The organism is Streptomyces celluloflavus (genome assembly GCA_000720995.1).
In the GTDB taxonomy this organism is placed as follows: Bacteria; Actinomycetota; Actinomycetes; order Streptomycetales; family Streptomycetaceae; genus Streptomyces; species Streptomyces celluloflavus.
On record JOEL01000008.1, the window covers coordinates 132507 to 156962 of the forward strand.

Annotated in this window: 19 protein-coding genes and 2 tRNA genes; 8 read left to right on the plus strand and 13 right to left on the minus strand. The window is 70.7% G+C overall.

What is annotated here, in order from left to right:
- Positions 1-2: 2 nt before the first annotated feature.
- Positions 3-1556 (minus strand): bifunctional tetrahydrofolate synthase/dihydrofolate synthase, encoded by a 1554-nt coding sequence (gene folC, locus IH09_RS09915; protein ID WP_052855750.1) that lies wholly within the window; start codon positions 1554-1556, stop codon positions 3-5.
- Positions 1557-1695: 139 nt separating this feature from the next.
- Positions 1696-3144, minus strand: a complete 1449-nt coding sequence (locus IH09_RS09920; protein WP_052855751.1) for a peptidoglycan D,D-transpeptidase FtsI family protein — start codon at positions 3142-3144, stop codon at positions 1696-1698.
- Positions 3145-3440: 296 nt separating this feature from the next.
- Here IH09_RS09920 and IH09_RS09925 point away from each other — a divergent pair, with 296 nt between their 5' ends.
- Entirely contained in the window at positions 3441-4649 is a 1209-nt protein-coding gene (locus IH09_RS09925) for a hypothetical protein (RefSeq protein WP_240150890.1), read from the plus strand.
- A 66-nt stretch (positions 4650-4715) separates the two neighbouring features.
- Here the strand turns inward: IH09_RS09925 and IH09_RS09930 are convergent, their stop codons facing one another.
- Complete coding sequence (locus IH09_RS09930) at positions 4716-7337, minus strand: valine--tRNA ligase (protein ID WP_052855753.1); 2622 nt, start codon at positions 7335-7337, stop codon at positions 4716-4718.
- 162 nt (positions 7338-7499) lie between these two features.
- Between IH09_RS09930 and IH09_RS09935 the strand changes: the two genes are divergently transcribed.
- Positions 7500-8510 (plus strand): hypothetical protein, encoded by a 1011-nt coding sequence (locus tag IH09_RS09935; protein WP_052855754.1) that lies wholly within the window; start codon positions 7500-7502, stop codon positions 8508-8510.
- Between the two features lie 85 nt (positions 8511-8595).
- Here the strand turns inward: IH09_RS09935 and clpX are convergent, their stop codons facing one another.
- The 5 genes from clpX to IH09_RS09960 all read right to left on the minus strand — a co-directional run bounded on the left by clpX (position 8596) and on the right by IH09_RS09960 (position 13422).
- On the minus strand, positions 8596-9879 hold the full coding sequence (gene clpX, locus IH09_RS09940) for an ATP-dependent Clp protease ATP-binding subunit ClpX (protein WP_052855755.1): 1284 nt from the start codon (positions 9877-9879) through the stop codon (positions 8596-8598).
- A gap of 161 nt (positions 9880-10040) precedes the next feature.
- Complete coding sequence (locus tag IH09_RS09945) at positions 10041-10715, minus strand: ATP-dependent Clp protease proteolytic subunit (RefSeq protein ID WP_052855756.1); 675 nt, start codon at positions 10713-10715, stop codon at positions 10041-10043.
- A 68-nt stretch (positions 10716-10783) separates the two neighbouring features.
- Complete coding sequence (locus IH09_RS09950) at positions 10784-11386, minus strand: ATP-dependent Clp protease proteolytic subunit (protein ID WP_172451314.1); 603 nt, start codon at positions 11384-11386, stop codon at positions 10784-10786.
- 286 nt (positions 11387-11672) lie between these two features.
- Complete coding sequence (tig, locus tag IH09_RS09955) at positions 11673-13070, minus strand: trigger factor (protein ID WP_052855758.1); 1398 nt, start codon at positions 13068-13070, stop codon at positions 11673-11675.
- A gap of 275 nt (positions 13071-13345) precedes the next feature.
- Positions 13346-13422, minus strand: a tRNA-Pro gene (locus IH09_RS09960).
- Between the two features lie 205 nt (positions 13423-13627).
- On the opposite strand from IH09_RS09960, the gene IH09_RS09965 reads away from it, so the two are divergent.
- Positions 13628-13698: transfer RNA gene (locus tag IH09_RS09965), tRNA-Gly, on the plus strand.
- 127 nt (positions 13699-13825) lie between these two features.
- Positions 13826-14206, plus strand: coding sequence for an ArsC/Spx/MgsR family protein (locus tag IH09_RS09970; RefSeq protein WP_052855759.1), 381 nt, complete (start codon positions 13826-13828; stop codon positions 14204-14206).
- Here the strand turns inward: IH09_RS09970 and IH09_RS09975 are convergent.
- Positions 14203-14397, minus strand: coding sequence for a hypothetical protein (locus IH09_RS09975; RefSeq protein WP_052855760.1), 195 nt, complete (start codon positions 14395-14397; stop codon positions 14203-14205). The two genes, IH09_RS09970 and IH09_RS09975, sit on opposite strands and share 4 nt — an antisense overlap.
- Before the next feature lie 530 nt (positions 14398-14927).
- On the opposite strand from IH09_RS09975, the gene IH09_RS09980 reads away from it, so the two are divergent.
- The gene (locus tag IH09_RS09980; RefSeq protein ID WP_052855761.1) at positions 14928-16136 is read left to right on the plus strand and encodes a cation:proton antiporter; all 1209 of its coding nucleotides are present in this window, start codon (positions 14928-14930) and stop codon (positions 16134-16136) included.
- 87 nt (positions 16137-16223) lie between these two features.
- Here the strand turns inward: IH09_RS09980 and IH09_RS09985 are convergent, their stop codons facing one another.
- A complete protein-coding gene (locus tag IH09_RS09985; RefSeq protein WP_052855762.1) occupies positions 16224-17369 on the minus strand; it encodes a PP2C family protein-serine/threonine phosphatase in 1146 nt (381 codons plus the stop codon).
- A 128-nt stretch (positions 17370-17497) separates the two neighbouring features.
- Between IH09_RS09985 and IH09_RS09990 the strand changes: the two genes are divergently transcribed.
- Positions 17498-18727, plus strand: coding sequence for a GNAT family N-acetyltransferase (locus IH09_RS09990; RefSeq protein ID WP_052855763.1), 1230 nt, complete (start codon positions 17498-17500; stop codon positions 18725-18727).
- A gap of 52 nt (positions 18728-18779) precedes the next feature.
- Here IH09_RS09990 and IH09_RS09995 read toward each other — a convergent pair whose 3' ends face one another.
- Entirely contained in the window at positions 18780-19607 is an 828-nt protein-coding gene (locus tag IH09_RS09995; protein WP_052855764.1) for a DNA-formamidopyrimidine glycosylase family protein, read from the minus strand.
- A gap of 73 nt (positions 19608-19680) precedes the next feature.
- Positions 19681-20166 carry a ribose-5-phosphate isomerase gene (locus IH09_RS10000; RefSeq protein WP_052855812.1) on the minus strand — a complete coding sequence of 162 codons (486 nt, stop codon included), beginning with the start codon at positions 20164-20166 and terminating at the stop codon, positions 19681-19683.
- A 158-nt stretch (positions 20167-20324) separates the two neighbouring features.
- Between IH09_RS10000 and IH09_RS10005 the strand changes: the two genes are divergently transcribed.
- The gene (locus IH09_RS10005) at positions 20325-21800 is read left to right on the plus strand and encodes an amino acid permease (protein ID WP_052855765.1); all 1476 of its coding nucleotides are present in this window, start codon (positions 20325-20327) and stop codon (positions 21798-21800) included.
- Positions 21801-21876: 76 nt separating this feature from the next.
- Here IH09_RS10005 and IH09_RS10010 read toward each other — a convergent pair whose 3' ends face one another.
- The gene (locus tag IH09_RS10010; RefSeq protein ID WP_052855766.1) at positions 21877-22473 is read right to left on the minus strand and encodes a biotin transporter BioY; all 597 of its coding nucleotides are present in this window, start codon (positions 22471-22473) and stop codon (positions 21877-21879) included.
- A 311-nt stretch (positions 22474-22784) separates the two neighbouring features.
- Between IH09_RS10010 and IH09_RS10015 the strand changes: the two genes are divergently transcribed.
- A complete protein-coding gene (locus IH09_RS10015) occupies positions 22785-24197 on the plus strand; it encodes an amino acid permease (protein ID WP_052855767.1) in 1413 nt (470 codons plus the stop codon).
- The last annotated feature ends 259 nt before the right edge of the window (positions 24198-24456 follow it).

Consider the following 24456-nt stretch of genomic DNA (forward strand, 5'->3'; position numbering starts at 1 on the left):
GGTCAGCCCCTTCCCAACAGCAGCCGGGCCTCGCCGACCGTGATCACGGAGCCGGTGACGAGTACGCCCGCTCCGGAGAATTCGCTCTCCTCCTCGGCGAGGGTGATCGCCGCCTCCAGGGCGTCGTCCAGCCGCGGCTCGACCTGGACCCGCTCGGCGCCGAAGACCTCGACGGCGACGGCCGCCAGTGCGTCGGCGTCCATCGCGCGGTGGCTGGAGTTACGGGTCACCACCACCTCGGCGAAGATCGGCTCGAACGCCTCCAGGAAACCCCGGACGTCCTTGTCCGCGCTGGCGCCGACGACGCCCACCAGCCGGCTGAAGCCGAACGCCTCGGTGACCGCCTCGGCCGCGGCCCGCGCGCCCGCCGGGTTGTGCGCCGCGTCCAGCACCACGGTCGGGCTGCGCCGGACGACCTCCATCCGGCCCGGGGAGGCGACCGCGGCGAAGGCGGTGCGGATCGTCTCGATGTCCAGCGTGCGGGCGTGGTCGGAGCCGATGCCGAAGAACGCCTCGACCGCGGCGAGCGCCACCGCGGCGTTGTGCGCCTGGTGGGCGCCGTAGAGCGGAAGGAAGACCTCCGGGTACTCGCCGCCCAGTCCGCGCAGCGTCAGCATCTGGCCGCCGACCGCCACCTCACGGCTCAGCACCCCGAACTCCATGCCCTCGCGGGCGACCGTGGCGTCCACCTCGACGGCGCGCTTGAGCAGCACGGACGCGGCGTCCACCGGCTGCTGGGCCAGCACGACCGTCGCGTCCTTCTTGATGATTCCGGACTTCTCGACGGCGATCTGCTCGGGGGTATCCCCCAGCCGGTCGGTGTGGTCCAGCGCGATCGGGGTGACGACGGCGACGGAGCCGTCGATGACGTTCGTCGCGTCCCAGGTGCCGCCCATGCCGACCTCGACGACCGCGACGTCCACCGGCGCGTCCGCGAAGGCGGCGAAGGCCATCGCCGTCAGCACCTCGAAGAACGACAGGCGGTACTCCTGCTGGGCGTCGACCATCTCCACGTACGGCGCGATGTCCCGGTACGTCTCGATGAAGCGCTCGGCGGAGATCGGGCTGCCGTCCAGGCTGATCCGCTCGGTGACGGACTGGACGTGCGGGCTCGTGTAGCGGCCGGTGCGCAGATCGAAGGCGGCCAGCAGGGCCTCGATCATGCGGGCGGTGCTGGTCTTGCCGTTCGTCCCCGTGATGTGGATCGCCGGGTAGGCGCGCTGCGGGGCGCCCAGGATGTCCAGCAGGGCCACGATGCGCTGCACCGACGGGTCGAGCTTGGTCTCACCCCAGCGGCCGGCCAGCTCCTCCTCGACCGCGCGCAGCGCACGGTCGACCTCGGGGTCGGCGGGACGGGCGGGGACCCCGTCCCCCTGCGGCGGTCCGGCCTGCGCGCGCAGGGTCCGGCTGCCGGCCTCGATCACCGCGAGGTCGGGGCTCGGGATGTCCTCGGCGCGATCCGGGCCGGGAGCCCGGGGAAGGCCGGTCGCCGCCTCGGCCTGTTCGTCGGAGGCGTCGGTCGGGTCGGGATCGTCGTTCTGAGGGCGCTCGCTCACACCGACCAGTCTACGAGGCACCACTGACAGCGGTCGCGCTGCGCTGCGCCCTCGGGTACCGCGCCCGGTACCGGCCGCCGCCCCCGGTGGCCCCGCCGTCCCGTGCCCCGCCCCCGTGTCCCGCTCCCGCGCCCCGCCGCTACGCGAGCGCCGCCTTCATCATCGCGCGGGCGATCGGCGCGGCCAGCCCGTTGCCGGAGATCTCGTTACGGGAGGCGTTGCTGTCCTCGACCATCACGGCCACCGCCACCTGGCGGCCCTTGGCGTCCTGCGCGTACGAGACGAACCAGGCGTACGGTGTGCCGCTGTTGTCCACGCCGTGCTGGGCGGTGCCCGTCTTGCCGCCGACGGTCAGCCCGCCGATCTTCGCGTTCGACCCGGTGCCCTTGTCGACCACCGTCTCCATCGCCGACCGCAGCTGCTCCGCGGTCCGCGCCGACATCGCCTTGCCGTACGTCCGGGGAGCCGTCTGCTCGATCGTCTTGCCGCCGCCGTCGGTCACCTTGTCGACCAGCTGCGGGGACATCAGCTCACCGCCGTTCGCGATGGCCGAGGTGACCATCGCCATCTGGAGCGGCGTCGCCTGGTCGTTGAACTGGCCGATACCGGACAGCGCGGTCTGCGCCGCGTCCATGTCGGTGGGGTAGACGCTCTTGGCGGCCCGGACCGGGGTGTCCACCTTGCCGTCGTTGAAGCCGAACTTCTCGGCCTGCGCGGCCACCTTGTCCTTGCCCAGGTCGACGGCCATCTTCGCGAAGACGGTGTTGCAGGAGTACTGGAGCGCGGTGCGGATGTCCGCGTTCTCGCAGGGCGCGGAGGCGTTCTCGTTGGTGAGCGTGGTGCGGGTGTGCGGCAGGACGTACGGGTCGGGGCTGTCGGTGGGCTCGTCCACCGAGGAGTACAGGCCGTTCTCCAGCGCGGCCGCGGCGACCACCAGCTTGAACGTCGAACCGGGCGGCAGCGGCTGGCGCAGCGCGCGGTTGAGATCGGGCTTGTTCTTGTCCGCCGCCAGTGCCTGCCACGCCCGCTGGTCGGCGCCGCCCGATCCGGCGAACGTCCCCGGGTCGTACGACGGGGTGCTGACCATCCCCAGGATCCGGCCGGTCGCCGGGTCCAGGGCGACCGCCGCGCCCGTCTTGCCGCCGAGCGCCCGGTAGCCGGCCTCCTGTACCGCGGAGTCGATGGTGGTCGCCACGTCACCGCCCTTGGCCCGCTGGCGGGTCAGCGTGTCGACGGGGTTCCGCAGCCGGCTGTCGGAGCCGTCCAGGATGTCGCCGTAGAGGCTCTCCAGCTGGTTGCTGCCGTAGATCTGCGAGGCGAAGCCGGTGACCGGTGCGTACAGCGGGCCGTTCTTGTACGTCCGCTTGTACTTGAGGTCGGAGGAGGTCGCGGTGGAGCCGGTGACCGGTTTCCCGTCGACGAGGATGTTGCCCAGCGGCGCGGCGTACCTGCCGATCGCCACCCGCGGGTTGTGCGGATCCTCCTCGTACGCGCTCGCCCTGGCACCCTGGATCCAGGTCACCCACCCCATGAGCGCGAGCACCAGGACCAGACAGCAGACCGAGATCCGTCGCAGTGGCTTGTTCATGAGCGGCGCGGCTCCTCGGTGCTCGGCGGACGGCGGTGCCGGGGATACGGCGCCCCCGGGGTGCGGCGGTACCGGATGTACGGCTTTGCCGGAAACATCGGCAATCCGCTCCACCGTGCCTCGCCTTCATGAGAGCCCCATGAGAGGGCGATGAGAGCGACGTCCGAGCCGCCGAGACAACTCTTTGCCGCATTCCGCCCTCTTCGACGGCGGGCTCTGTACGCCCCGCCCTTTCACCCGACAGGACCCCACGGGGAAGCAGGAGCTGAAGACGAGTGCCGGCAATCAGTCAGCGGATGCATCTCATACTGCTCACCGCGTGGACCGTGCTGTGGTTCGCCGTGGTCGAACCGCACGGCGGCTTCTCCTGGCACTATCTGCGCACCGGCGGCGAGCTGATCTACCAGGGCACGGCCGGCGACGGCACCGGCGGACTCAACCTCTACGCCCACCACCCCGAGCTCCAGATGGGCCCCGTCAGCTTCCTGGTGGCCGGTCTGTTCAACCCCTTCCCCGAGGCCACCGGGCAGTTCCTGGCCGCGGCCCTGATGTCGCTGCTCGGCCTGGTCATCGTGGTACTGGCGGGCCGCAGCGCCGCCCACCACTTCCTGGGCACCGGCACCAACCACCAGCGGCTGCGGCAGCGCGTCCTGATCGCCGGGCTGGCCTTCATCCCCATGTGGATCGAGGTCGCGGTCCGCTTCGGGCATCTCGACGACGTCCTCGCACTGTTCTTCACCGCCCTCGCCGTACGGTCCGTCACCCGTGGCAACGCCCTCCTCACCGGCGCCTGCCTGGCGCTGGCCATGGACTCCAAACCCACCGCGCTGGCGTTCGTCCCGCTGCTGCTCGCCCTCCCGAAGGAGAAATGGCTGCGCGCGGCCCTGTGGTGCGTGGGTCTCGTCGCCGTCGCCTGGCTGCCGTTCTTCATCGGCGACTCGCGGTCCTTCGCCGCGGCGCAGTTCGCCATCCCCAACCATCCGGCGTCCGCGCTGCGCTGGCTGGGCGTCGGCGACCCGGAGACCCCCGGCTGGGACCGGCCCGCGCAGGCCGCGCTGGGGCTGGCGCTGGGCTGCGTCGCCGTATGGCGCGGGCGCTGGGCCGCGGTGGTCCTGCTGGGCGCCAACGCCCGCATCGTGCTGGACCCGAGCGTCTACACGTACTACACCGCGTCCGTGCTGCTCGGCACCCTGCTGTGGGACGTCATCGGCCAGCGCCGGCTGGTCCCCTGGTGGAGCTGGCTGGCCCTGCTCATCCTCTACGGCAGCGTCTTCGTCGTCCCCGACGATGCGGCGCGCGGCTTCATCCGGCTGGCGTTCGTGGCCGTCTCGACGGCGTACGTCCTGCTGTGGCCGGTACGGGAGCGGGGCGGGCGCGGCGGGATACGGGGACGGCGCAGGCCCCCGCGCCCTGGGCACGAGGGCCTGGACGACACCTCCGCTGCCGCGGAGCCGGCCGAGCCGCAGCCCTGTCCGCAGGGGCCGGGTCCGGCACACCCTCGCTGACACGACGAAAACCGCCGCTGTCGGTGAGGCGGGCCCCACTGACAGCGGCGGCTGCGCCGTTCCGGTTCAGCTCTGCGGCAACGAAGCCAGCTGCGCGGAGAGCCGCTCGATATCGGCCGCGGCGGCGGCCTGGCGCGTACGGATCTTCTCCTTGACCTGCTCCGGCGCCTTGGCGAGGAACGCCTCGTTGCCCAGCTTGGCCGTCGTCTGCGCCAGTTCCTTCTCCGCGCCGGCCAGGTCCTTCGTCAGCCGCTTGCGCTCGGCCTCGACGTCGATGGCGCCGGACAGGTCCAGGGCGACCGTGGCGCCCGCGACCGGCAGGGAGGCGGTGGCGCTGAAGTCGTCACCGGCCGGCTGGAGCCGCAGCAGCGCACGCATCGCCGCCTCGTGCGCCGCCAGCGCCGTACCGGACAGGTCCAGCTTCGCGGGGACCTTCTGGCCCGGCTGGAGCCCCTGGTCGGAGCGGAACCGGCGGACCTCCGTGACGACCTGCTGGACGGTGCCGATCTCCCGCTCCGCCGCCGCGTCCCGGAAGCCGGAGTCCACCGGCCAGTCGGCGATGACGAGCGACTCGCCGCCGGTCAGCGTCGTCCACAGGGTCTCGGTGACGAACGGGACGATCGGGTGCAGCAGGCGCAGCGTGACGTCCAGCACCTCGCCCAGCACCCGGCGCGAGGCGTCGGCGGCCGGTCCGCCCGCCATGAAGGTGGTCTTGGACAGCTCGACGTACCAGTCGAAGACCTCGTCCCACGCGAAGTGGAAGAGGGTGTCCGACACCTTCGCGAACTGGTAGTCCTCGTAGTAGGCGTCCACCTCGGTGACGACCGAGTTGAGCCGGGAGAGGATCCACCGGTCGGTCGCCGACAGCTGCTCGGCCGGCGGCAGTTCGCCCTCGACGGTCGCGCCGTTCATCAGCGCGAAGCGCGTCGCGTTCCAGATCTTGTTGGCGAAGTTGCGCGACCCCTGGACCCAGTCCTCGCCGATCGGGACGTCGATGCCCGGGTTGGCGCCGCGGGCGAGGGTGAACCGGAGGGCGTCGGAGCCGTAGGCGTCCATCCAGTCCAGCGGATTGACCGCGTTCCCGAAGGACTTGGACATCTTCTTGCCGAACTGGTCGCGGACCATGCCGTGCAGCACGATGGTGCGGAACGGCGGGGTGCCGTCCATCGCGTAGAGGCCGAACATCATCATCCGGGTGACCCAGAAGAACAGGATGTCGTAGCCGGTGACGATGACCGAGTTCGGATAGAACTTCTCCAGGCTCGGGGTCCGCTCGGGCCAGCCGAGCGTGGAGAACGGCCACAGTCCGGACGAGAACCAGGTGTCCAGGACGTCCGTCTCCTGCGTCCAGCCCTCGCCGGCCGGCGCCTCGTCGTCCGGTCCGACGCAGACGGTCTCGCCGTTGGGCCCGTACCAGACCGGGATGCGGTGACCCCACCACAGCTGCCGCGAGATGCACCAGTCGTGGAGGTTGTCGACCCAGCCGAAGTAGCGGGACTCCATCTCCTTCGGGTGGATGGTGACCTCGCCGCTGCGGACCGCGTCACCGGCGGCCTTCGCCAGCGGGTCGACCTTGACCCACCACTGCATGGACAGCCGCGGTTCGATGGTGGTCTTGCAGCGCGAGCAGTGCCCGACGGAGTGCGTGTACGGGCGCTTCTCGGCGACGATCCGGCCCTCGGCGCGCAGCGCGGCGACGATCGCCGACCGGGCCTCGAAGCGGTCCAGGCCCTGGAACGGGCCGTGGGCGGTGATGATCCCGCGCTCGTCGAGGACGGCGATGTGGGGCAGGTCGTGCCGGCGGCCGATCTCGAAGTCGTTCGGGTCGTGGGCCGGGGTGACCTTGACCGCGCCGGTGCCGAACTCCGGGTCGACGTGCTCGTCCGCGACGACCGGGATGCGGCGGCCGGTCAGCGGCAACTCGATCTCGGTGCCCACGAGATGGGCGTACCGCGCGTCCTCGGGGTGGACCGCGACGGCGGTGTCGCCGAGCATCGTCTCGGCCCGCGTCGTGGCGACGACGATGGCGGTGTCCCCTTCGCCGTACCGGATCGAGACGAGCTCGCCGTCGTCGTCCTGGTACTCGACCTCGATGTCCGAGATGGCGGTCATACAGCGCGGGCACCAGTTGATGATGCGCTCGGCGCGGTAGATCAGGCCGTCGTCGTAGAGCCGCTTGAAGATCGTCTGGACGGCCTGGGAGAGGCCCTCGTCCATCGTGAAGCGCTCGCGCGACCACGCGACGCCCTCGCCGAGCCGGCGCATCTGCCCGGAGATCTGCCCGCCGGACTCGTCCTTCCACTGCCAGACCCGCTCGACGAACGCCTCGCGGCCCAGGTCGTCGCGGGAGACGCCCTCCTTGGCCAGCTCGCGCTCGACGACGTTCTGGGTGGCGATACCGGCGTGGTCCATGCCCGGCTGCCACAGCGTCTCGAAGCCCTGCATCCGCTTACGGCGGGTGAGCGCGTCGATGAGCGTGTGCTCGAAGGCGTGCCCCAGGTGCAGGGAGCCCGTGACGTTCGGCGGCGGGATGACGACGGTGTACGGCGGCTTCTCGCTCTTCTCGTCGGCGTCGAAGTAACCCCGCTCTACCCAGCGCTCGTACAGCGGCCCCTCTACGTCGGCCGGCGTGTACTGAGTCGGCAGTTCGGGGGCGCTGTGGTTGCTCTGCTGAGTGTTCTCGGTCACGACGCACAGTGTACGGGCGGGGATGTCGCAGGTTCGAATCGGTTTCGCCCCCGGGGCGCCCGCTGTCAGCGGCGTCGTACAGGATGTCGGCAGCGCATAAACGTCACGGACAGCACGCACGAAGCGTCCGCTGCCATCAGTTGTCACGAGGGGAACCGTTCCATGAGCTTCAACCAGCCGCCTCCGGGCCCGTACGGCCAGCAGCCCCCGCAGCCGGGCCCGTACGGCCGGCCGCCGCAGCAGCCGCCGGCCCCGCAGCCCGGATACGGCTACCCGCAGCAGGGCGGTCAGGTACCTCCTCAGCAGGGCGGTCAGCTGCCTGAGCAGCAGGGCTACGGCTACCCCCAGCAGGGCGGGCAGCCCGGCTACCCCCAGCAGCCCCCCTACGGCCAGCAGCCGCCGTACGGCCAGCAGGCCCCCTACGGCCAGCCGCCCCAGCAGCCGGCGCCCTACGGTCAGCAGACCCCGTACGGCGCCCTCCCCCAGGGCCCGCCGGAGAGCGGCGGCAAGGGCAAGAAGATCGGCCTGATCGTCGGCGCGGTGGCCGTCGTCGCGGCGATCGGTGTGGGCGCGTACTTCGTCTTCGGCTCGGGCGGCGATGTGAAGCCGTACAAGATCGCGCTGCCGGAGAGCCTGCTGAGCGGGGAGTTCCACAAGGCGACCGGTGCCGGCTCCGGCTCCGAGGAGGACCTGCGCAACGACAAGACGACCAAGGCGCTGGGCATCACGGACGCCAAGGGCGTCAGCGGCGCCTACGAGAACACCGCCAAGCTGAAGGTCCATGTCTCGGGCGCCTACGGCAAGGTCGCCAACCCCGAGACGGCCGTGGACCAGATGTTCGCCCAGGTCGAGAAGAGCCAGCAGGAGGCCCTGGGGAGCCGTCAGGCCAAGCTGGAGACGGTCACGCCCGTGACCAAGTACTCCCCGAGCGGCTTCGACGGCACGGTGCTGAAGTGCAAGACGCTGAAGGTCTCGGCCTCGGCGGGCGGTATGACGATGTCCTCCGACGTCTCCGTCTGCATCTGGGGCGACAACAGCGCCCTCGGCGTGGTCCAGGCGGTCCCGGCCGCGCCCTCGCCCACGGGTGGCACCGCCACCCAGGCGCCCGGCGCCAAGGACCTCGCCGAGAAGACCGCCAAGATCCGCAGCGAGGTCCGGCAGGAAATCAAGTAGTCCGGGCCGCACCGCATATGACGGAGCCGCCCGGCAGCGATCACGCTGCCGGGCGGCTCCGTCATATGTGTCCGCCAGGTGTGCCCTACGCGCTCTTCTCGTGCGGTTCGCCGGACTCACCGCGGTTGCGTGGCACCAGCGTCGGGTTCACGTTGGAGTGAACGACCTCCTCGGTGATGACGACGCGGGCGACGTCCTTGCGGGAGGGGACCTCGTACATCATGGACATCAGGACCTCTTCCATGATGGCGCGCAGACCCCGGGCGCCGGTGCCGCGCAGGATGGCCTGGTCGGCGATGGCCTCCAGCGCCGGGCGGTCGAAGTCCAGCTCCACACCGTCGAGTTCGAAGAGCCGCTGGTACTGCTTGACGAGCGCGTTGCGCGGCTCGACCAGGATCTGGAGCAGGGCCTCGCGGTCGAGGTTGTGCACCGAGGTGAGGACCGGGAGGCGGCCGATGAACTCCGGGATCATCCCGAACTTCACCAGGTCCTCCGGCATGACCTCCTGGAGCTGGTCCTTCGACTCGATCTCGCGCTTGGAGCGGATCGTGGCGCCGAAGCCGATGCCCTTGGTGCCGGACCGGGCCTCAATGATCTTCTCCAGACCGGCGAACGCGCCGCCCACGATGAACAGCACGTTCGTCGTGTCGATCTGGATGAACTCCTGGTGCGGGTGCTTGCGGCCGCCCTGCGGCGGTACGGAGGCGGTGGTGCCCTCCAGGATCTTCAGCAGCGCCTGCTGGACGCCCTCACCGGAGACGTCACGCGTGATCGACGGATTTTCGCTCTTCCGGGCGACCTTGTCGATCTCGTCGATGTAGATGATGCCGGTCTCGGCCTTCTTGATGTCGAAGTCCGCGGCCTGGATGAGCTTGAGGAGGATGTTCTCGACGTCCTCGCCGACATAGCCCGCCTCGGTCAGCGCCGTCGCGTCGGCGAACGCGAAGGGGACGTTCAGCATCCGGGCGAGCGTCTGCGCGAGCAGCGTCTTGCCGGAGCCGGTCGGGCCGAGCAGCAGGATGTTGGACTTGCCGAGCTCGATGCCCTCGTCGCCGCGGCCGCCGCCGTTCTCGCCCGCCTGCACCCGCTTGTAGTGGTTGTAGACGGCCACCGAGAGCGCCTTCTTGGCGGGCGCCTGGCCCACGACATAGCCCTCGAGGAACTCGTAGATCTCCCGGGGCTTGGGGAGTTCCTCCCACCGCACCTCGGAGGTCTCGGCGAGCTCCTCCTCGATGATTTCGTTGCAGAGGTCGATGCACTCGTCGCAGATGTACACACCAGGTCCCGCGATGAGCTTCTTCACCTGCTTCTGGCTCTTCCCGCAGAATGAGCACTTGAGCAGGTCGCCGCCGTCACCGATGCGTGCCACGAGGTGCTTCCCCTTCGCCTGGGATCCGCATTGCTCCACGGACCCTGGTGCTTGCCTATCGACGGTACCTTGCCGGGCCCCCCGTACGGGCCCCCCTTGGACCGACTCGGTTCACTCGGTCCAAGGGGGCGACTCTCCGGCTCAACTCGCGCAGACCGCGATCAGACCGACGCGGTCGTCTTCCGCGTCGAGACGATCTGGTCGACCAGACCGTACGCCAAGGACTCCTCGGCGGTCAGGATCTTGTCGCGCTCGATGTCGTCCCGGATCTTCTCGATCGGCGTGGAGGAGTGCTTGGCCAGCAGGTCCTCCAGCTGCGAACGCATCCGCAGGATCTCGTTCGCGGCGATCTCCAGGTCGGAGACCTGGCCGCGGCCGGTCTCACTGTACGGCTGGTGGATCAGCACCCGGGCGTTCGGCAGCGCCATCCGCTTGCCGGGGGTGCCGGCCGCGAGCAGCACGGCCGCGGCGGAGGCCGCCTGGCCCATGCAGACCGTCTGGATGTCGGGCTTCACGAACTGCATCGTGTCGTAGATCGCGGTGAGCGCCGTGAAGGAGCCGCCGGGCGAGTTGATGTAGATCGAGATGTCCCGGTCCGGGTCCATCGACTCCAGGCACAGCAGCTGCGCCATGACGTCGTTGGCCGAGGCGTCGTCGATCTGCACGCCGAGGAAGATCACCCGCTCCTCGAAGAGCTTCGCGTACGGGTCGTACTCGCGGACGCCCTGCGAGGTGCGCTCGACGAAGCGCGGAACGATGTAGCGGGACTCGGCCCGAGGACCGGAAAACTCGGACACGGGGCCCGCGTTCAGGCCGCTGCCGGGGAAGTTGTTCATCGTGGTGTTCACCGTCCTGGTGGCGATCAAGTGGGCTGGGCTCGGCTGTGGGGCGAGTGGTCCGGGGCTCAGGCCCCGGTGCCGCCCCCGCCCGGAACGCCTGCGGCGGAGGTCATGACTTCGTCGATGAGGCCGTACTCCTTCGCCTCGTCGGCGGAGAACCAGCGGTCGCGGTCGGAGTCGTGCGTGACGCGCTCGACGGTCTGGCCGGTGTGGAAGGCGGTCAGCTCGGCCATCCGCTTCTTGGTGTGCAGCAGCCGCTCGGCGTGGATCTTGATGTCCGTCGCGGAGCCTGCCAGGCCGGCGGAGGGCTGGTGGATGAGGATCTCCGCGTTGGGCAGCGCGAAGCGCTTGCCCGGGGTGCCGGCGCTCAGCAGGAACTGCCCCATCGAGGCGGCGAGGCCCATGGCGATCGTCACGACGTCGTTCTTGATGTACTGCATGGTGTCGTAGATCGCCAAGCCGGCCGAGATCGAGCCGCCCGGGGAGTTGATGTAGAGGAAGATGTCCTTGTCCGGGTCCGCGGCGAGGAGAAGCAGCTGCGCGGTGATCTTGTTGGCGATGTCGTCGTCGACCTGCTGGCCGAGGAAGATGATCCGCTCGCCGAGCAGCCGGTTGTAGACCTGGTCGCCGAGGCCACCGGAGGTCGGCTCAGCGGCGGCGGAAGGCATCGGGATCGTCACGTGTCCACCTGCTCGTTGTCGGACGGTTCGAGACCGTCTCAGCGTCGTCTGCCGGGGCGTGGGGAGCGCGCCGTGCGAGTGCCCCCGGCGCGGTTTCAGGGACTCCCCTGCCCTCGTATCTACGGACCCTAACGCGCAGGTCGGACAACGCCATCCCGCATTGAGAACTGTTCGCTGTGAGCGCAGGCTCACCGGGCCGGGATGCGATACGGGCCCGAACACGCGGACGTGCGCGTTCGGGCCCGTACTCAGGGAAGGGGTGCGGCGGCCTGGGTCAGGCGCCGGTCTTCTCCTCGGCCTTGGCCTCGTCGGTGCCCTCGGCGGCCGCGACCACGGACTCGGCGGCCTCCTCGGCCTCCTCCTCGTCGTCCAGCTCGATGAGCTCACCGTTGCTGTCCTTGACCGTGGCGGCCTCGACGACCACCGCGAGCGCCTTGCCGCGGGCGACCTCGCCGACGAGCATCGGCACCTGGCCGCCCTCGACGACGGCCTGCGCGAACTGGTCGGGGGACATGCCGGAGGACTGCGCGCGGCGCATGAGGTGCTCGGTGAGCTCCTCCTGGCTGACGTTCAGCTTCTCCTTGTTGACCAGCTCGTCCAGGATGAACTGGGTCTTGATGCCCTTCTCCGCCTGCTCCTTGGTCTCGGCGTCGAACTCTTCCTCGGACTTGCCCTGGATCTCCAGGTACTTCGCGAGGTCGAGGCCCATCTGGCCGAGCTGGTGGTGCTCCAGGTTGTGCTTGCGGGTCTGGATCTCGTCCGCGAGCAGCTTCTCGGGGAGCGGCACCTCGACGAGCTTGAGCAGCTCGTCCAGGACCTTCTCCTGCGCCTGGGTGGCCTGGTCGTACTTCTTCATCTGCTCGAGGCGCTTGGCGCTGTCGGCCTTGAGCTCGTCGAGGGTGTCGAACTCGCTCGCCAGCTGCGCGAAGTCGTCGTCCAGCGCGGGCAGTTCGCGGGCCGCGACGGCGGTGACGTCGACCTTGACCTCGGCCTCCTTGCCCTGGGCGGAGCCGCCCTTGAGCTCGGAGGTGAAGGTGGCGCTGCCGCCGGCCTCCAGGCCCTTGACGGCCTCGTCGATGCCGTCGAGGAGCTCACCGGAGCCGATGGTGTAGCTGACGCCCTGGGCGACGCCGTCCGGCAGGACCTCGCCGTCCACCTTGGCCTCGAGGTCCAGCGTCAGGACGTCGCCGTCCTGGGCGGCGCGCTCGACCGGGGAGGTCGAGGCGAAGCGCTCACGCAGCTGCTCGACGGACTTGTCGATGTCCTCGTCCGACACCGTCACGGCGTCGACCTCGACCTCGATGCCGGAGTAGTCCGGGATCTCCAGGACGGGGCGGATGTCGACCTCGGCGGTGAAGGCCAGCAGCTCGCCGTCCTTCAGCTCGGTGATGTCGACCTCGGGCTGGCCGAGGACGTTCAGCTCACCCTCGTTGACCGCCTCGGTGTAGAACTTCGGGAGCGCGTCGTTGACGGCCTCCTCCAGCACGGCGCCACGGCCGAACCGCTGGTCGATGACGCGGGCCGGGATCTTGCCCTTGCGGAAGCCCTTCACCGTGACCTGCTGGTTGATCTTCTTGTACGCCGCGTCGAGGCTGTCCTTGAGCTCCTCGAAGGGCACCTCGACAGTGAGCCGAACCCGGGTCGGGTTCAGGGTCTCCACGGCGCTCTTCACGGTTCGGTCTCCTTGGGGCTGACTTCTGGGGTTCTGCTTGAGATCTTCCGATACCTGATGTTTCAGGCCCCGGCCGATCGCGCCCGGTACAGAGACACACGGGCACGCAGCTTGCATAGTAACCGCAAGGACGAGGACGCCCACAACGCGACCTCGCACTGCCGCTCCCCCGCCGCCGCCCGCGGCGGAACGCGGCCGTCGCCGCCCGGAGCAGGACTCGGGTCCATGAGGGGGGTGCCGCCGGAACGCTGCCGGGGCACTGCCGGAGGTACTGCTGGTCGGGGTGGCCGGATTCGAACCGACGACCTTCCGCTCCCAAAGCGGACGCGCTACCAAGCTGCGCCACACCCCGTCGGTGCGACACGTAGGGTACATGGCCGCAGGCCGTGCGACTGCCAGCTGTCCGGGCGCCGCCGGCCGGGGCTCCGGCGGGTGAATTCCGCGGCCGCTCGGGCGCGGCGGCCGCCGGGCGGTGCCGGTCGCCCTCCGGTGTGCGGCGGACCGCCGCGACCCGCTACGATGCACTGCGTGCCGAGGTCCTGCGACCTGCGGCGCTCGCGGGCGTAGCTCAATGGTAGAGCCCCAGTCTTCCAAACTGGCTACGCGGGTTCGATTCCCGTCGCCCGCTCGTAGAAGGAGAAACCCCAGGTCACGGCCTGGGGTTTTCTGCGTTGTGGGGGTGGGTGGCGCCGACGATTGACGGGCATGTTCGTCCCGCGTTCGCCCCGAAGCTCTGGCCACTAGGGTGTCCGCTCATGGAGATCTGGCTCAATCCCGAGTGTTCCAAGTGCCGTTCGGCCGTGCAGATCCTCGACGCGGAGGACGCGCAGTACACCGTGCGCAGATATCTGGAGGACCCGCCGACCGCGCCGGAGCTGCGGGACGTGCTGGCGCGGCTGGGGCTGGAGCCGTGGGACATCACCCGGCTCCAGGAGGCCGAGGCGGCGGAGCTGAGGCTCGGGGAGTGGGAGCGTACCGGCGCCGCGCGTGAGCGGTGGATCGCGGCGCTGGCGGCGCACCCCCGGCTGATCCAGCGGCCGATCATCACGGCGGATGACGGATCGGCGCTGGTGGGCCGCAGCGAGGAGGCCGTACGCGAGGCGATGGCCCGCGAGGACGGTGCCGGGCCCGCCTAGAAGGTGATGTGGTTGATGGTGTCCGCGATGGAGGTGAGGAACTTATTGATCGACGGCGCCACTCCGCTGGAGGCGAGGAAGAAGCCGAAGAGAATGGCGACCAGCGCGGGGCCCGCCTTGATCGACTTCCCGCGGATCAGCACGATCAGCACGATTCCCAACAGCAGCACCACTGACAGCGAAAGAGCCACAACTGATCACACCCCTGGTCGGAACGCCTCACCGGCCTTGGGAGCGTGCAGCCGCGCACACCCCCGCTGTCCCCATCGTGCCACCAACTCGCTATCCGGTGCAGGTGAGTGACGAATCATCGGCCAATGCTTTGCTCGATTCGCCTCCGCGAAGGCCGTGCGGGGCACCCGGAGGCCGGGCCGTTGACGATGGGCTGACGGGGGACGGCGCCCTGAATGCCGGAGCACCACGGCCCGTCCGGCGACGGCAATTCGGCCGGATCATTTCGCTGCGAGTGGCCGATAAGTGACGCGGCACGGGGCACACCCCGCCGCGCAGTGCGCGATGGCGAATGCGCCTTTCATGACATCCCGAACTCCGGCCCCGAGGCCGGGCACCCTCCCGGCCGGGGGATCCTTCAATGCACCCGGAAAGTCGTTTGGTAAACTAATTACTGACGCATTCTTGACTCCCCCTTGACCGTTGATTTGTTTTGCCGTACGGCCGCACCGTTGGAGGAGCTATCGGACACGCTCAGACTCTCATCGCCATGGGCGGGGCCTTTCTGGCCGCCGCCGTGCTCGCCCGGATCGGCGGCCGGATCGGGCTGCCGACGATTCCCCTGTTCATCCTGGCCGGGATCCTGCTCGGCCCGAACACCCCCGGCATCGTGCTGGTCGCCGACCCGCACGACCTGGAAATGCTCTCCCTGCTGGGCCTGGTCCTGCTGCTCTTCTACCTCGGCCTCGAATTCCATGTGGACGACCTCAAAGAAGGCGGCCGCCGGATGGCGCTGGCCGGCGGCGCCTATCTGGCGCTGAACGTCGGCGCGGGTCTCGGTTTCGGCTTCCTGCTCGGCTGGGGCACCTCCGAGGCGCTGGTGCTCGCCGGGGTGCTCGGCATCTCGTCGTCCGCGATCGTCACCAAGGTCCTGGTGGACACGGGGCGGCTCGGCAATCCCGAGACCAAGCCGATCCTCGGCATCATCGTCGTCGAGGACATCTTCCTGGCCCTCTATCTGGCCGCGCTGCAACCGGTGATCTCCGGTGCCGACTCGCTCGGCTCGGCGGCGCTGGACGCGGGCAAAGCCTTCGGCTTCCTGCTGCTGCTCGCGGCGGCCGCCCGCTGGGGCACCAAGGTCATCGGCAAGCTCATCGCCACCAAGGACAACGAACTCCTGGTGATCTCCTTCCTCGGCGCCGCCGTACTGGTCGCCGGGGTCTCCGAATGGTTCGGCGTCGCGGATGCCATCGGCGCGTTCATGGTCGGTCTGATGCTGGGCAGTACGAGTTCCGGTGAGCGGATCCGCGCACTGGTGCACCCGCTGCGGGACGCGTTCGGGGCGATCTTCTTCTTCGCCTTCGGGCTCTCCATCGACCCCGGTGACCTGCCCACGGTCCTGTGGCCGGTGCTGATCGCGGTCGCGCTGACGCTGCTGATGAACGTGTTCGCGGGGCTCGTCGCCGCCCGGATCTACGCCTTCGGGCGGGGCCCGGCCGCGAATATCGCCACCGCGCTGCTCGCCCGCGGCGAGTTCGCGCTGATCCTGGCGACGATGGCGGCGAGCGCCGGACTCGACGAACGGCTCTCCCCGTTCATCGCGGGCTATGTCCTGATCCTCGCCGTGCTCGGCCCGCTGGCCGCCGGCCGTTCGGGCCTGCTGGCGCGCGTCCTGCCGGGCCGGGACGCGGACGGCGACGGGACGGGCGGCGGTCCGGCGGGCACGCCGGAGCGCACCCCGCTCGCGGCGGGGCACTGACGGAGACTCAGGTGATCGGGCGGGGCGGCGCGGTGCCGTCCCGCCCGGAAACCCGTCCCGGCCGGCGCCTTCCGGCGATGCCTGCCGTCACCCGTCGCGGCAGATCAGCAGCAGCGCCCGGTCGTCGTTGACGTCCTTGGCTACGGCCTCGATCAGATGCCAGGCGGCGCCCGCGAAGCCGCCGGCGACGTAGCGGTCGGCCTCACCGGTCAGCCGGTCGATGCCCTCCGCGATATCGCGGTCGGCGGCCTCCACCAGGCCGTCGGTGAACAGCATCAGGACGTCGCCGGACCGCAGCGTGCCCTTGACCGGGTCGAACTGGGCGCCGTCGTAGACCCCGAGCAGCGGCCCCTCCCCCGACTTCTCCTCCCAGCGGCCGGTGCCCGCGCTGAGCTGGAGGGCCGGCAGATGGCCGGCCGAGAGGAGTTCGTAGTCGCCGGACTCCAGGTCGAGGACGAGATGGATGGAGGTCGCGAACCCCTCGTCCCAGTCCTGGCGCAGCAGATAGCCGTTGGCCGCCGGCAGGAAGCCGTGCGGTGGCAGCGAGCCCACCAGACCGCCGAACGCGCCGGACAGCAGCAGGGCGCGGGAGGCCGCGTCCATTCCCTTGCCGGAGACATCGGTCAGCACGACTTCGAGGATGTTGCCGCCCTGGGTGCGCGAGGCCACCACGAAGTCGCCGGAGAAGGACTGCCCGCCGGCCGGCCGCAGCGCCATCTCGTGGTGCCAGCCCGCGGGCAGTTTGGGCAGCTTGCTCTGCACCCGGATCCGCTCGCGCAGGTCGAAGAGCATGGTGCCGCCGCGCCGCCAGGGCACCCCGACCCGGCTGCGGAACTGCGCGATCAGCAGCCCGAAGAGCCCGACCGCGGCGACGACCAGGACCGTGCCCGGGGTGATCCGGTCCGGCCCCTCGTCGTACGGGCCGAGCAGCGCGGCCTCGACGATCAGCGCGCCCGCGGAGGTGCCGTACAGGGTGAGAAGGTTGGCGGGCCGCAGCAGCAGTCCGCCGGCGACGACCGGCAGGACCAGGGCGGTCGGTGCGATCCAGTCGGGGCGCCAGAGCGTACCGGCGGCGATGGCGGGAATGGACAGCAGGAGAGCGGCCAGCGCGATCCAGTCGGAGCCGTCCCCGCGGAAGTAGTCGACCCCGGCTTTGCGCACACCGATGCGGGCCCGGTGTGCAGCCTTGTGCAGCCGGGCCGTCAGGGGTTCCGCTCCTGGACCGCTTGCCATCGCTCTGGGACCTTATCCACCCGTTCGGCGGTGCGTCGATTCGCCGCACGTCGCCCCGGCGCAATTGCCGGGAAATCCCGTTCGAAATCCGGTCGCGCGGCCGGAGATCGCTTTGCTAGGGATGACCCATGACGACAGAGTTGCGGCAGTTGCTTCCCGCCGAATGGGACGCCTGGTACGGAAAACTTGAGCTGGCGTTCGGCGGGGTCGCCGAACCGCCCGAGGAACGCGACATCTGGCGGGACCTCACGGAGACCGAGCGCTCGTTCGGGGTCTGGGACGGCGCGGACTGCGTCGGCACGGCCGGGGCCTTCTCCTTCGGGCTGACGGTGCCGGGCGGCGCCGAGGTGCCGGCGGCCGGCGTCACGATGGTCAGCGTGCAGCCGACGCACCGCAGGCGCGGGGTGCTGCGGTCGATGATGCGGCACCAGCTGGCGGACGTCCGCGAGCGGGGCGAGGCGCTGGCGGTGCTGACCGCCTCGGAGCCCGCGATCTACGGGCGGTTCGGCTACGGCGCGGCCACCCAGGACATGCGGGTGACGGTCGACACACTGCGGCTGGCGCCCCCGGAGCTGCCGGGCGTGGACGGCGTACGGCTGCGGCTGGTGGACCCGGCCGACGGGCTGGCGGAGTGCGAGCGGGTCTACGCCCGGCTGGTACCGGCCCGTCCCGGGATGCTCGCGCGGCGGCCCGGCTGGGAACGGCTGGCCACCCTCGATCCGAAGAGCGAACGCAACGGCGCCGGGGAGCTGCAGTGCGTACTGGCCGAGGTGGACGGCGAGGTGCGGGGTTACGCGCGTTACGCGGTCAAGCCGGAGTGGGACCACTCGGGGCCGTGCGGGACGGTGCAGGTCCGGCACATCGAGGCGCTGGACCCGGTGGTGTACGCGGCGCTGTGGCGCTATCTGTTCGGGATCGACCTGACGTCGTCGGTGACGGTGCCCAACCTGCCGGTGGACGATCCGCTGCTGCACCTGGTGGCGGACATGCGGCGCTGCCGGATCGGGGTCCGCGAGGCGCTGTTCGTGCGGCTGGTGGACGTGGGCGAGGCCCTGGCCGCGCGGACGTACCGGACGCCGGTGGACGTGGTGCTGGACGTCACGGACCCGTTCTGTCCATGGAACGAGGGGCGCTGGCGGCTGATCGGCGACGAGAAGGGCGCGGTCTGTTCGCGGACCACGGACGCGGCCGATCTGGCGCTGTCCGTACGGGAGTTGGGCACCGCCTATCTGGGCGGCTTCCCGCTCGCCGCGCTGGCGGCGGCGGGCCGGGTGCGGGAGCTGCGGCCCGGCGCGCTGGCCGCGGCGTCGCTGGCGTTCGGCTCCGGCACCGCGCCGTGGCTGCCGCACGGCTTCTAGCTGATCCGGGCGGCGTCCGGACCTCCGGGCGCCGCCGCGCTATGGCCCAGGTTCAGGTCCCGGCGCCGCCCGCCGGCGGCTGGCACCCCGGGCACCAGAAGAGGTTGCGGGCGGCGAGACCGGCGGTGCGGATCTCGCCGCCGCAGATGTGGCAGCGCTGCCGGTCGCGGCGGTAGACGTACACCTCGCCGCCGTGGTCGTCGACCCGCGGCGGGCGGCCCATCGCCTCCGGCAGGTGCTCGGGGCGGACAGTGTCGATGCGGTTGTGGCGGACGCCCTCGCGCATCAGGGCGGCCAGGTCGGCCCAGACGGCGTCCCATTCGGCGCGGGTGAGGTCGCGGCCGGCGCGGTAGGGGTCGATGCCGTGCCGGAAGAGGACCTCGGCGCGGTAGACATTGCCGACGCCCGCGATGATCTTCTGGTCGAGCAGCAGCGCCGCGATGGTCGTGCGGCTGCGCGCGATGCGCCGCCAGGCGTGCTCGCCGTCGTCCCCGGGGCGCAGCGGGTCGGGGCCGAGCCGGTCGTGTATCGCCTGTTTCTCGGCGTCGGTGATCAGCGCGCAGGTGGTGGGGCCACGCAGATCGGCGTAGCCGCGGGGGCCGGCCAGGCGCAGCCGGACGGTGTCGGTGGGCGGCGGGGCGGGGGCGTCGCCGAAGCCGAGCTTGCCGAACAGGCCGAGGTGGATATGGACCCAGCGGCCCGGCCCGAAGCCGAGGAAGAGGTGTTTGCCGTGCGCCTCGGCGGTGTCCATGGTGTGGCCGTCGATGAGCGCCGCGCCGTCGGCGAACTTCCCCTGCGGGCTGCCGGCCCGGACCGGGGTGCCCTCGAAGCGGGCCCGGTGGTCCAGCGCGAGGCGGTGGATCGTATGCCCCTCGGGCACGGTGTGTCCTCCAGTGGGCGCGCCCGCCCGCCCCGGCGGGCGGGGCGGGCGGGCGGCGACGGCTGCGGGCGGGTCAGCCCTGCGGGTGGTGGGCGGGGATGGCGGGGAGTTCGCCGGTGGTCTCGTACGCGGTGAGCATGTCGATGCGCCGGGTGTGGCGCTCCTCACCCGAGTACGGGGTGGTGAGGAAAATCTCGACGAACTTCGTCGCCTCCTCCTGCGTGTGCATCCGGCCGCCGACCGAGATGACGTTGGCGTCGTTGTGCTCGCGGCCGAGCTTGGCGGTCTCCTCGCTCCAGGCCAGCGCGGCCCGGACGCCCTTGACCTTGTTCGCGGCGATCTGCTCGCCGTTGCCGGAGCCGCCGATGACGATGCCGAGGCTGTCGGGGTCGGCGGCGGTCTTCTCCGCGGCACGCAGGCAGAACGGGGGGTAGTCGTCCTGGGCGTCGTAGAGGTGCGGACCGCAGTCGACGGGCTCGTGGCCGTGGGCCTTGAGCCACTCGACGAGGTGGTTCTTGAGGTCGAAACCTGCATGGTCGGAGCCGAGATACACGCGCATGGTCATGAGTGTGGCACGACGATTCGCGGGTAGGCGCGGCTGGGCCTCATGCGACGGAGCGTGACGGCAACGATCCGGATTCGGGTCTTCCGCAACGGCCGTCGGCAACGTTCTAATGCGGGGACCCGACACCGCGAACCACCAGAAGGACGGTGCTCATGGGCGCGCACCCGCCTACTACGACAGCCGCATCCGCCACCGGGCCATCGGCCGGCGGACCGACCGGAGGCCAGCCGCAGGACGGGCTCCAGGCAGGACTCAAGAACCGCCATCTGTCGATGATCGCCATCGGCGGGGTGATCGGCGCCGGTCTCTTCGTCGGCTCCGGCGCCGGCATCTCGGCCGCCGGGCCCGGCATTCTGCTCTCCTACGCGCTGACCGGGCTGCTGGTCGTCCTGGTGATGCGGATGCTGGGCGAGATGGCCGCGGCCTCCCCCACCTCAGGGTCGTTCTCCGCGTACGCGGACCGGGCGCTGGGCCGCTGGGCGGGCTTCACGATCGGCTGGCTGTACTGGTTCTTCTGGTCGGTGGTGCTGGCCGTGGAGGCGACCGCCGCCGCCGCGATCCTCACCGGCTGGGTCCCGGCCGTCCCGCAGTGGGCCTGGGCGCTGCTGGTGATGATCGTGCTGACCGGTACCAACCTCGTCTCGGTCGGCTCGTTCGGCGAGTTCGAGTTCTGGTTCGCCGGGATCAAGGTCGTCGCGATCGTCGTCTTCATCGTGGTCGGCGCGCTGGCGATCTTCGGGCTGCCGCCGGGGCACGAGGCGGTGGGGCTGACGAATCTGACCGGGCAGGGCGGGTTCCTGCCGAACGGGCCGGGCGCGATCCTCTCCGGCATGCTGCTGGTGGTCTTCTCGTTCATGGGCAGCGAGATCGTGACGCTGGCGGCGAGCGAGTCGCCGAACCCGGTGCAGGCGGTGCGCAAGGCCGTCAACAGCGTCATCTGGCGGATCGCGATCTTCTACATCGGGTCGATCGCGGTGATCGTGACGCTGCTGCCGTGGAACGACCCGGCGGTGCTCAAGAGCCCGTACGTGGCCGTGCTGGAGTCGCTGAAGATTCCGTACGCGGGCACGGTCATGGATGTCGTGGTGCTGACCGCGGTGCTGTCCTGTCTGAACTCCGGGCTCTACACGGCCTCCCGGATGGCGTTCTCGCTCGGTGAGCGCGGCGATGCGCCCAAGTCGTTCAAGAAGCTCAACAAGGGCGGGGTGCCGTCGGTCGCGATCTGGGCCTCGGTCGCCTTCGGCTTCATCGCGACGATCTTCAGCTACACCTCGAAGGACACCGTCTTCCACTTCCTGCTGAACTCCTCCGGCGCGGTGGCGCTGTTCGTCTGGCTGGTGATCTGCTTCTCGCAGCTGCGGATGCGCCGGATCATCATGCGGGAGATGCCGGAGCGGCTGACGGTGCGGATGTGGCTGTACCCGTGGCTGACGTACGCGACGATCGCGCTGATCGTCTTCGTCATCGGCTACATGTTCTACAGCCCGGACGGGCGCGAGCAGATGGTGCTGTCGGTGGTCGCGGCCGTGGTGGTGCTGGCGGTCGGGCTGGTCCTGGACCGGCGGCGGCCGCGGGAGCAGGACACGGCCGAAGGGGAGGACAGGGCCGAGGCCGTCAAGGGCGCGTGACGCCGGACGGCAGCAGCACAGAGGGCGGGGACCGCACCATTCCGGTGCGGTCCCCGCCCTCTGTTCTGCCGGGTGGTCAGCCGCGGCGGCCGGCCAGCTTCCAGGCGGTGGGCAGCGCGCCCATCGCCAGCGCCGCCTTGAGGGCGTCGCCGAGCAGGAACGGGACGAGGCCGGCGGCGAGCGCCTGGCCGAAGGACATCCCGGTGCTCAACGCGAGGTAGGGGACGCCGACGGCGTAGATCAGGGCCGTGCCCGCGGCCATCGTGCCGGCCGTGCGCAGGGCGCCGCGGTCGCCGCCGCGGCGGGCCAGTGCGCCCACGGCGGTGGCGGCGAGCAGCATGCCCAGGACGTAGCCGAAGGTGGCGCCGCCCGCGCCCGAGGCGCCGCCCGCGAACCACGGCACACCCGCCATGCCCACCAGGGCGTACAGCATGAGGGAGAGCAGCCCGCGGCCGGCGCCGAGCGAGGCGCCGACCAGCAGGGCGGCGAAGGTCTGGCCGGTGACCGGGACCGGGGAGCCGGGGACCGGGACGGCGATCTGGGCCGCGACGCCGGTGAGCGCGGCACCGCCGAGGACCAGCGCGGCGTCGCGGACGCGGGCACGGGAGGCGGTGGCGGCCGGCAGCAGATCGGCGAGGACCGCACCGGTACGGGGGAAGGCGGCAGTGCTCATCGGTACTCCGCGAGGTGAGAGAGGGGTCCGGGACAGGACGGGACGCGTCGACGTTAGTCCAGCGGGCCGCCGGCGATCATCGTGTGGCGGTGACAAAGCCGCACCGGCCCGCTTGGAGACTTCCGAACAACCGCCGCCGTTCCGGGCCCCGCCGGGGCGGCGGGCGCCCGCGCGGGTCGCGTGATGCTCATCACGTCGTATGTCTGGGCGCGGAGCACGTTTTGTGGTAGCCGACGGCTTGCGGGGAAACTGTCGGGGCCCCGCGGAGAGCCTGTGGAGTCCCCACCACCCCTTGGGAGAGTCACCAGCCCATGCATGACGCACCGCCCCCTGCCGGGCAGTCCCCGCTCGGTGCCGGCGCCGGCGAGCGCGAGCCGCTGTCCGGGGGGCTCAAGCAGCGCCATCTGACCATGCTCGGCCTGGGCGGGGTGATCGGCGCGGGGCTGTTCGTGGGCTCCGGCGCGGGGATCTCGGTGGCCGGTCCGGGCATCGTGCTGTCGTATCTGATCGCCGGCGCGCTGGCCATGCTGGTGATGCGGATGCTGGGCGAGATGTCGTCGGCGATGCCGGCGTCCGGCGCGTTCTCGGTGCACGCGGAGCGGGCGCTGGGCCGCTGGGCGGGCTTCAGCGTCGGCTGGCTGTACTGGTTCCTGCTGGTCGTGGTGCTCGCCGTGGAGGCCACCGGCGCGGCCCAGATCGCGAACGGCTGGCTGCCGGCGGTCCCGCAGTGGGGCTGGGTGCTGATCTTCATGGTCGTCTTCACGGTCGCCAACCTGGCCGCGGTGAAGAACTTCGGTGAGTTCGAGTTCTGGTTCGCGACGCTGAAGGTCACCGCGATCGTGCTGTTCCTCGTCCTGAGCCTGCTCGCGATCTTCGGGGTGCTGCCGGAGACCGAGCCGGTGGGCCTGGCGAACCTCACCGGGCAGGGCGGTCTGCTGCCGCACGGCTGGTCCGGTGTCGTCTCCGGTGTGCTGGCGGTGGTCTTCGCGTTCGGCGGCCTGGAGGTCGTCACCATCGCCGCGGCCGAGTCCGACGATCCGGCGCGCGCGGTGGGCCGGGCGGTGCGCAGCGCGGTGTGGCGCATCCTCTTCTTCTACGTCGGCTCGATGGTGGTCATCGTGACGCTGCTGCCGTGGTCGTCGATGGAGCCCGGCAAGAGCCCGTACGTCGCCGTGCTGGACAGCATCGGGGTGCCGGGCGCCGGGCAGATCATGAACATCGTGGTCTTCGTGGCGCTGCTCTCCGCGCTGAACGCCAATCTCTACGGCTCGTCGCGGATGGTGTTCTCGCTGGCCGAACGGGGCGAGGCGCCGCGCGCGCTGCTGAAGGTGTCCCGCGGCGGGGTGCCGCGCCGGGCCGTCCTGGCCTCGGTCGCCTTCGGGTTCCTCTCGGTGCTGCTGAACCTCGAATGGCCGGACTCGGTCTTCCTCTATCTGCTCAACGCGGTCGGCGCGGTGCTGCTGTTCGTCTGGGGCCTGATCGCCGTCTCCCAGCTGCGGCTGCGTCCGCGCATCGAACGCGAGGCGCCGCAGACGCTGACCCTGCGGATGTGGGCCTACCCCTATCTGACCTGGGCGGCGCTGATCGCGATGGCCGCCGTTCTGGTGCTGATGCTGACGGACGCCACGGCTCGCCCGCAGCTGCTGTGGTCGGCCGGTGCCACCGCCCTGGTGCTGCTGGTCGCGGGCGTCCGCGAGCTGCGGCTGCGCCGGGCCCGCGGCTGAGACACGGCGCACCTCGCAGCGCGGCCGATGACGGAGCGGGCACGGTCGGTGACGATCTCGTCTGGATATCGAACATTCGATGCACGCCTGTTGCCCTGACCGGACGGTGGCACCCAGACTGAGCGCGCTTCGCCCAGGCCCGGAGTTGCGCCGTCGGCAGCCCTCGCGCGACCCCCTGTCCCGGCGGGGGTCCGGGGGCCGCACGCGCCGTCGCACCGGTCGCGGCCCCGGGAGAACGCTGTATCGCCCCACTCCGCTC

What these genes read in the sequence shown, in the direction of transcription:
- IH09_RS09920 (WP_052855751.1), bottom strand. Translation starts at nt 3,144, where the DNA reads ATGAACAAGCCACTGCGACGGATCTCGGTCTGCTGTCTGGTCCTGGTG.
- IH09_RS09925 (WP_240150890.1), top strand. Translation starts at nt 3,441, where the DNA reads ATGCATCTCATACTGCTCACCGCGTGGACCGTGCTGTGGTTCGCCGTG.
- IH09_RS09935 (WP_052855754.1), top strand. Translation starts at nt 7,500, where the DNA reads ATGAGCTTCAACCAGCCGCCTCCGGGCCCGTACGGCCAGCAGCCCCCG.
- IH09_RS09945 (WP_052855756.1), bottom strand. Translation starts at nt 10,715, where the DNA reads ATGAACAACTTCCCCGGCAGCGGCCTGAACGCGGGCCCCGTGTCCGAG.
- IH09_RS09950 (WP_172451314.1), bottom strand. Translation starts at nt 11,386, where the DNA reads ATGCCTTCCGCCGCCGCTGAGCCGACCTCCGGTGGCCTCGGCGACCAG.
- IH09_RS09970 (WP_052855759.1), top strand. Translation starts at nt 13,826, where the DNA reads ATGGAGATCTGGCTCAATCCCGAGTGTTCCAAGTGCCGTTCGGCCGTG.
- IH09_RS09980 (WP_052855761.1), top strand. Translation starts at nt 14,928, where the DNA reads ATGGGCGGGGCCTTTCTGGCCGCCGCCGTGCTCGCCCGGATCGGCGGC.
- IH09_RS09985 (WP_052855762.1), bottom strand. Translation starts at nt 17,369, where the DNA reads ATGGCAAGCGGTCCAGGAGCGGAACCCCTGACGGCCCGGCTGCACAAG.
- IH09_RS09990 (WP_052855763.1), top strand. Translation starts at nt 17,498, where the DNA reads ATGACGACAGAGTTGCGGCAGTTGCTTCCCGCCGAATGGGACGCCTGG.
- IH09_RS10000 (WP_052855812.1), bottom strand. Translation starts at nt 20,166, where the DNA reads ATGCGCGTGTATCTCGGCTCCGACCATGCAGGTTTCGACCTCAAGAAC.
- IH09_RS10005 (WP_052855765.1), top strand. Translation starts at nt 20,325, where the DNA reads ATGGGCGCGCACCCGCCTACTACGACAGCCGCATCCGCCACCGGGCCA.
- IH09_RS10010 (WP_052855766.1), bottom strand. Translation starts at nt 22,473, where the DNA reads ATGAGCACTGCCGCCTTCCCCCGTACCGGTGCGGTCCTCGCCGATCTG.
- IH09_RS10015 (WP_052855767.1), top strand. Translation starts at nt 22,785, where the DNA reads ATGCATGACGCACCGCCCCCTGCCGGGCAGTCCCCGCTCGGTGCCGGC.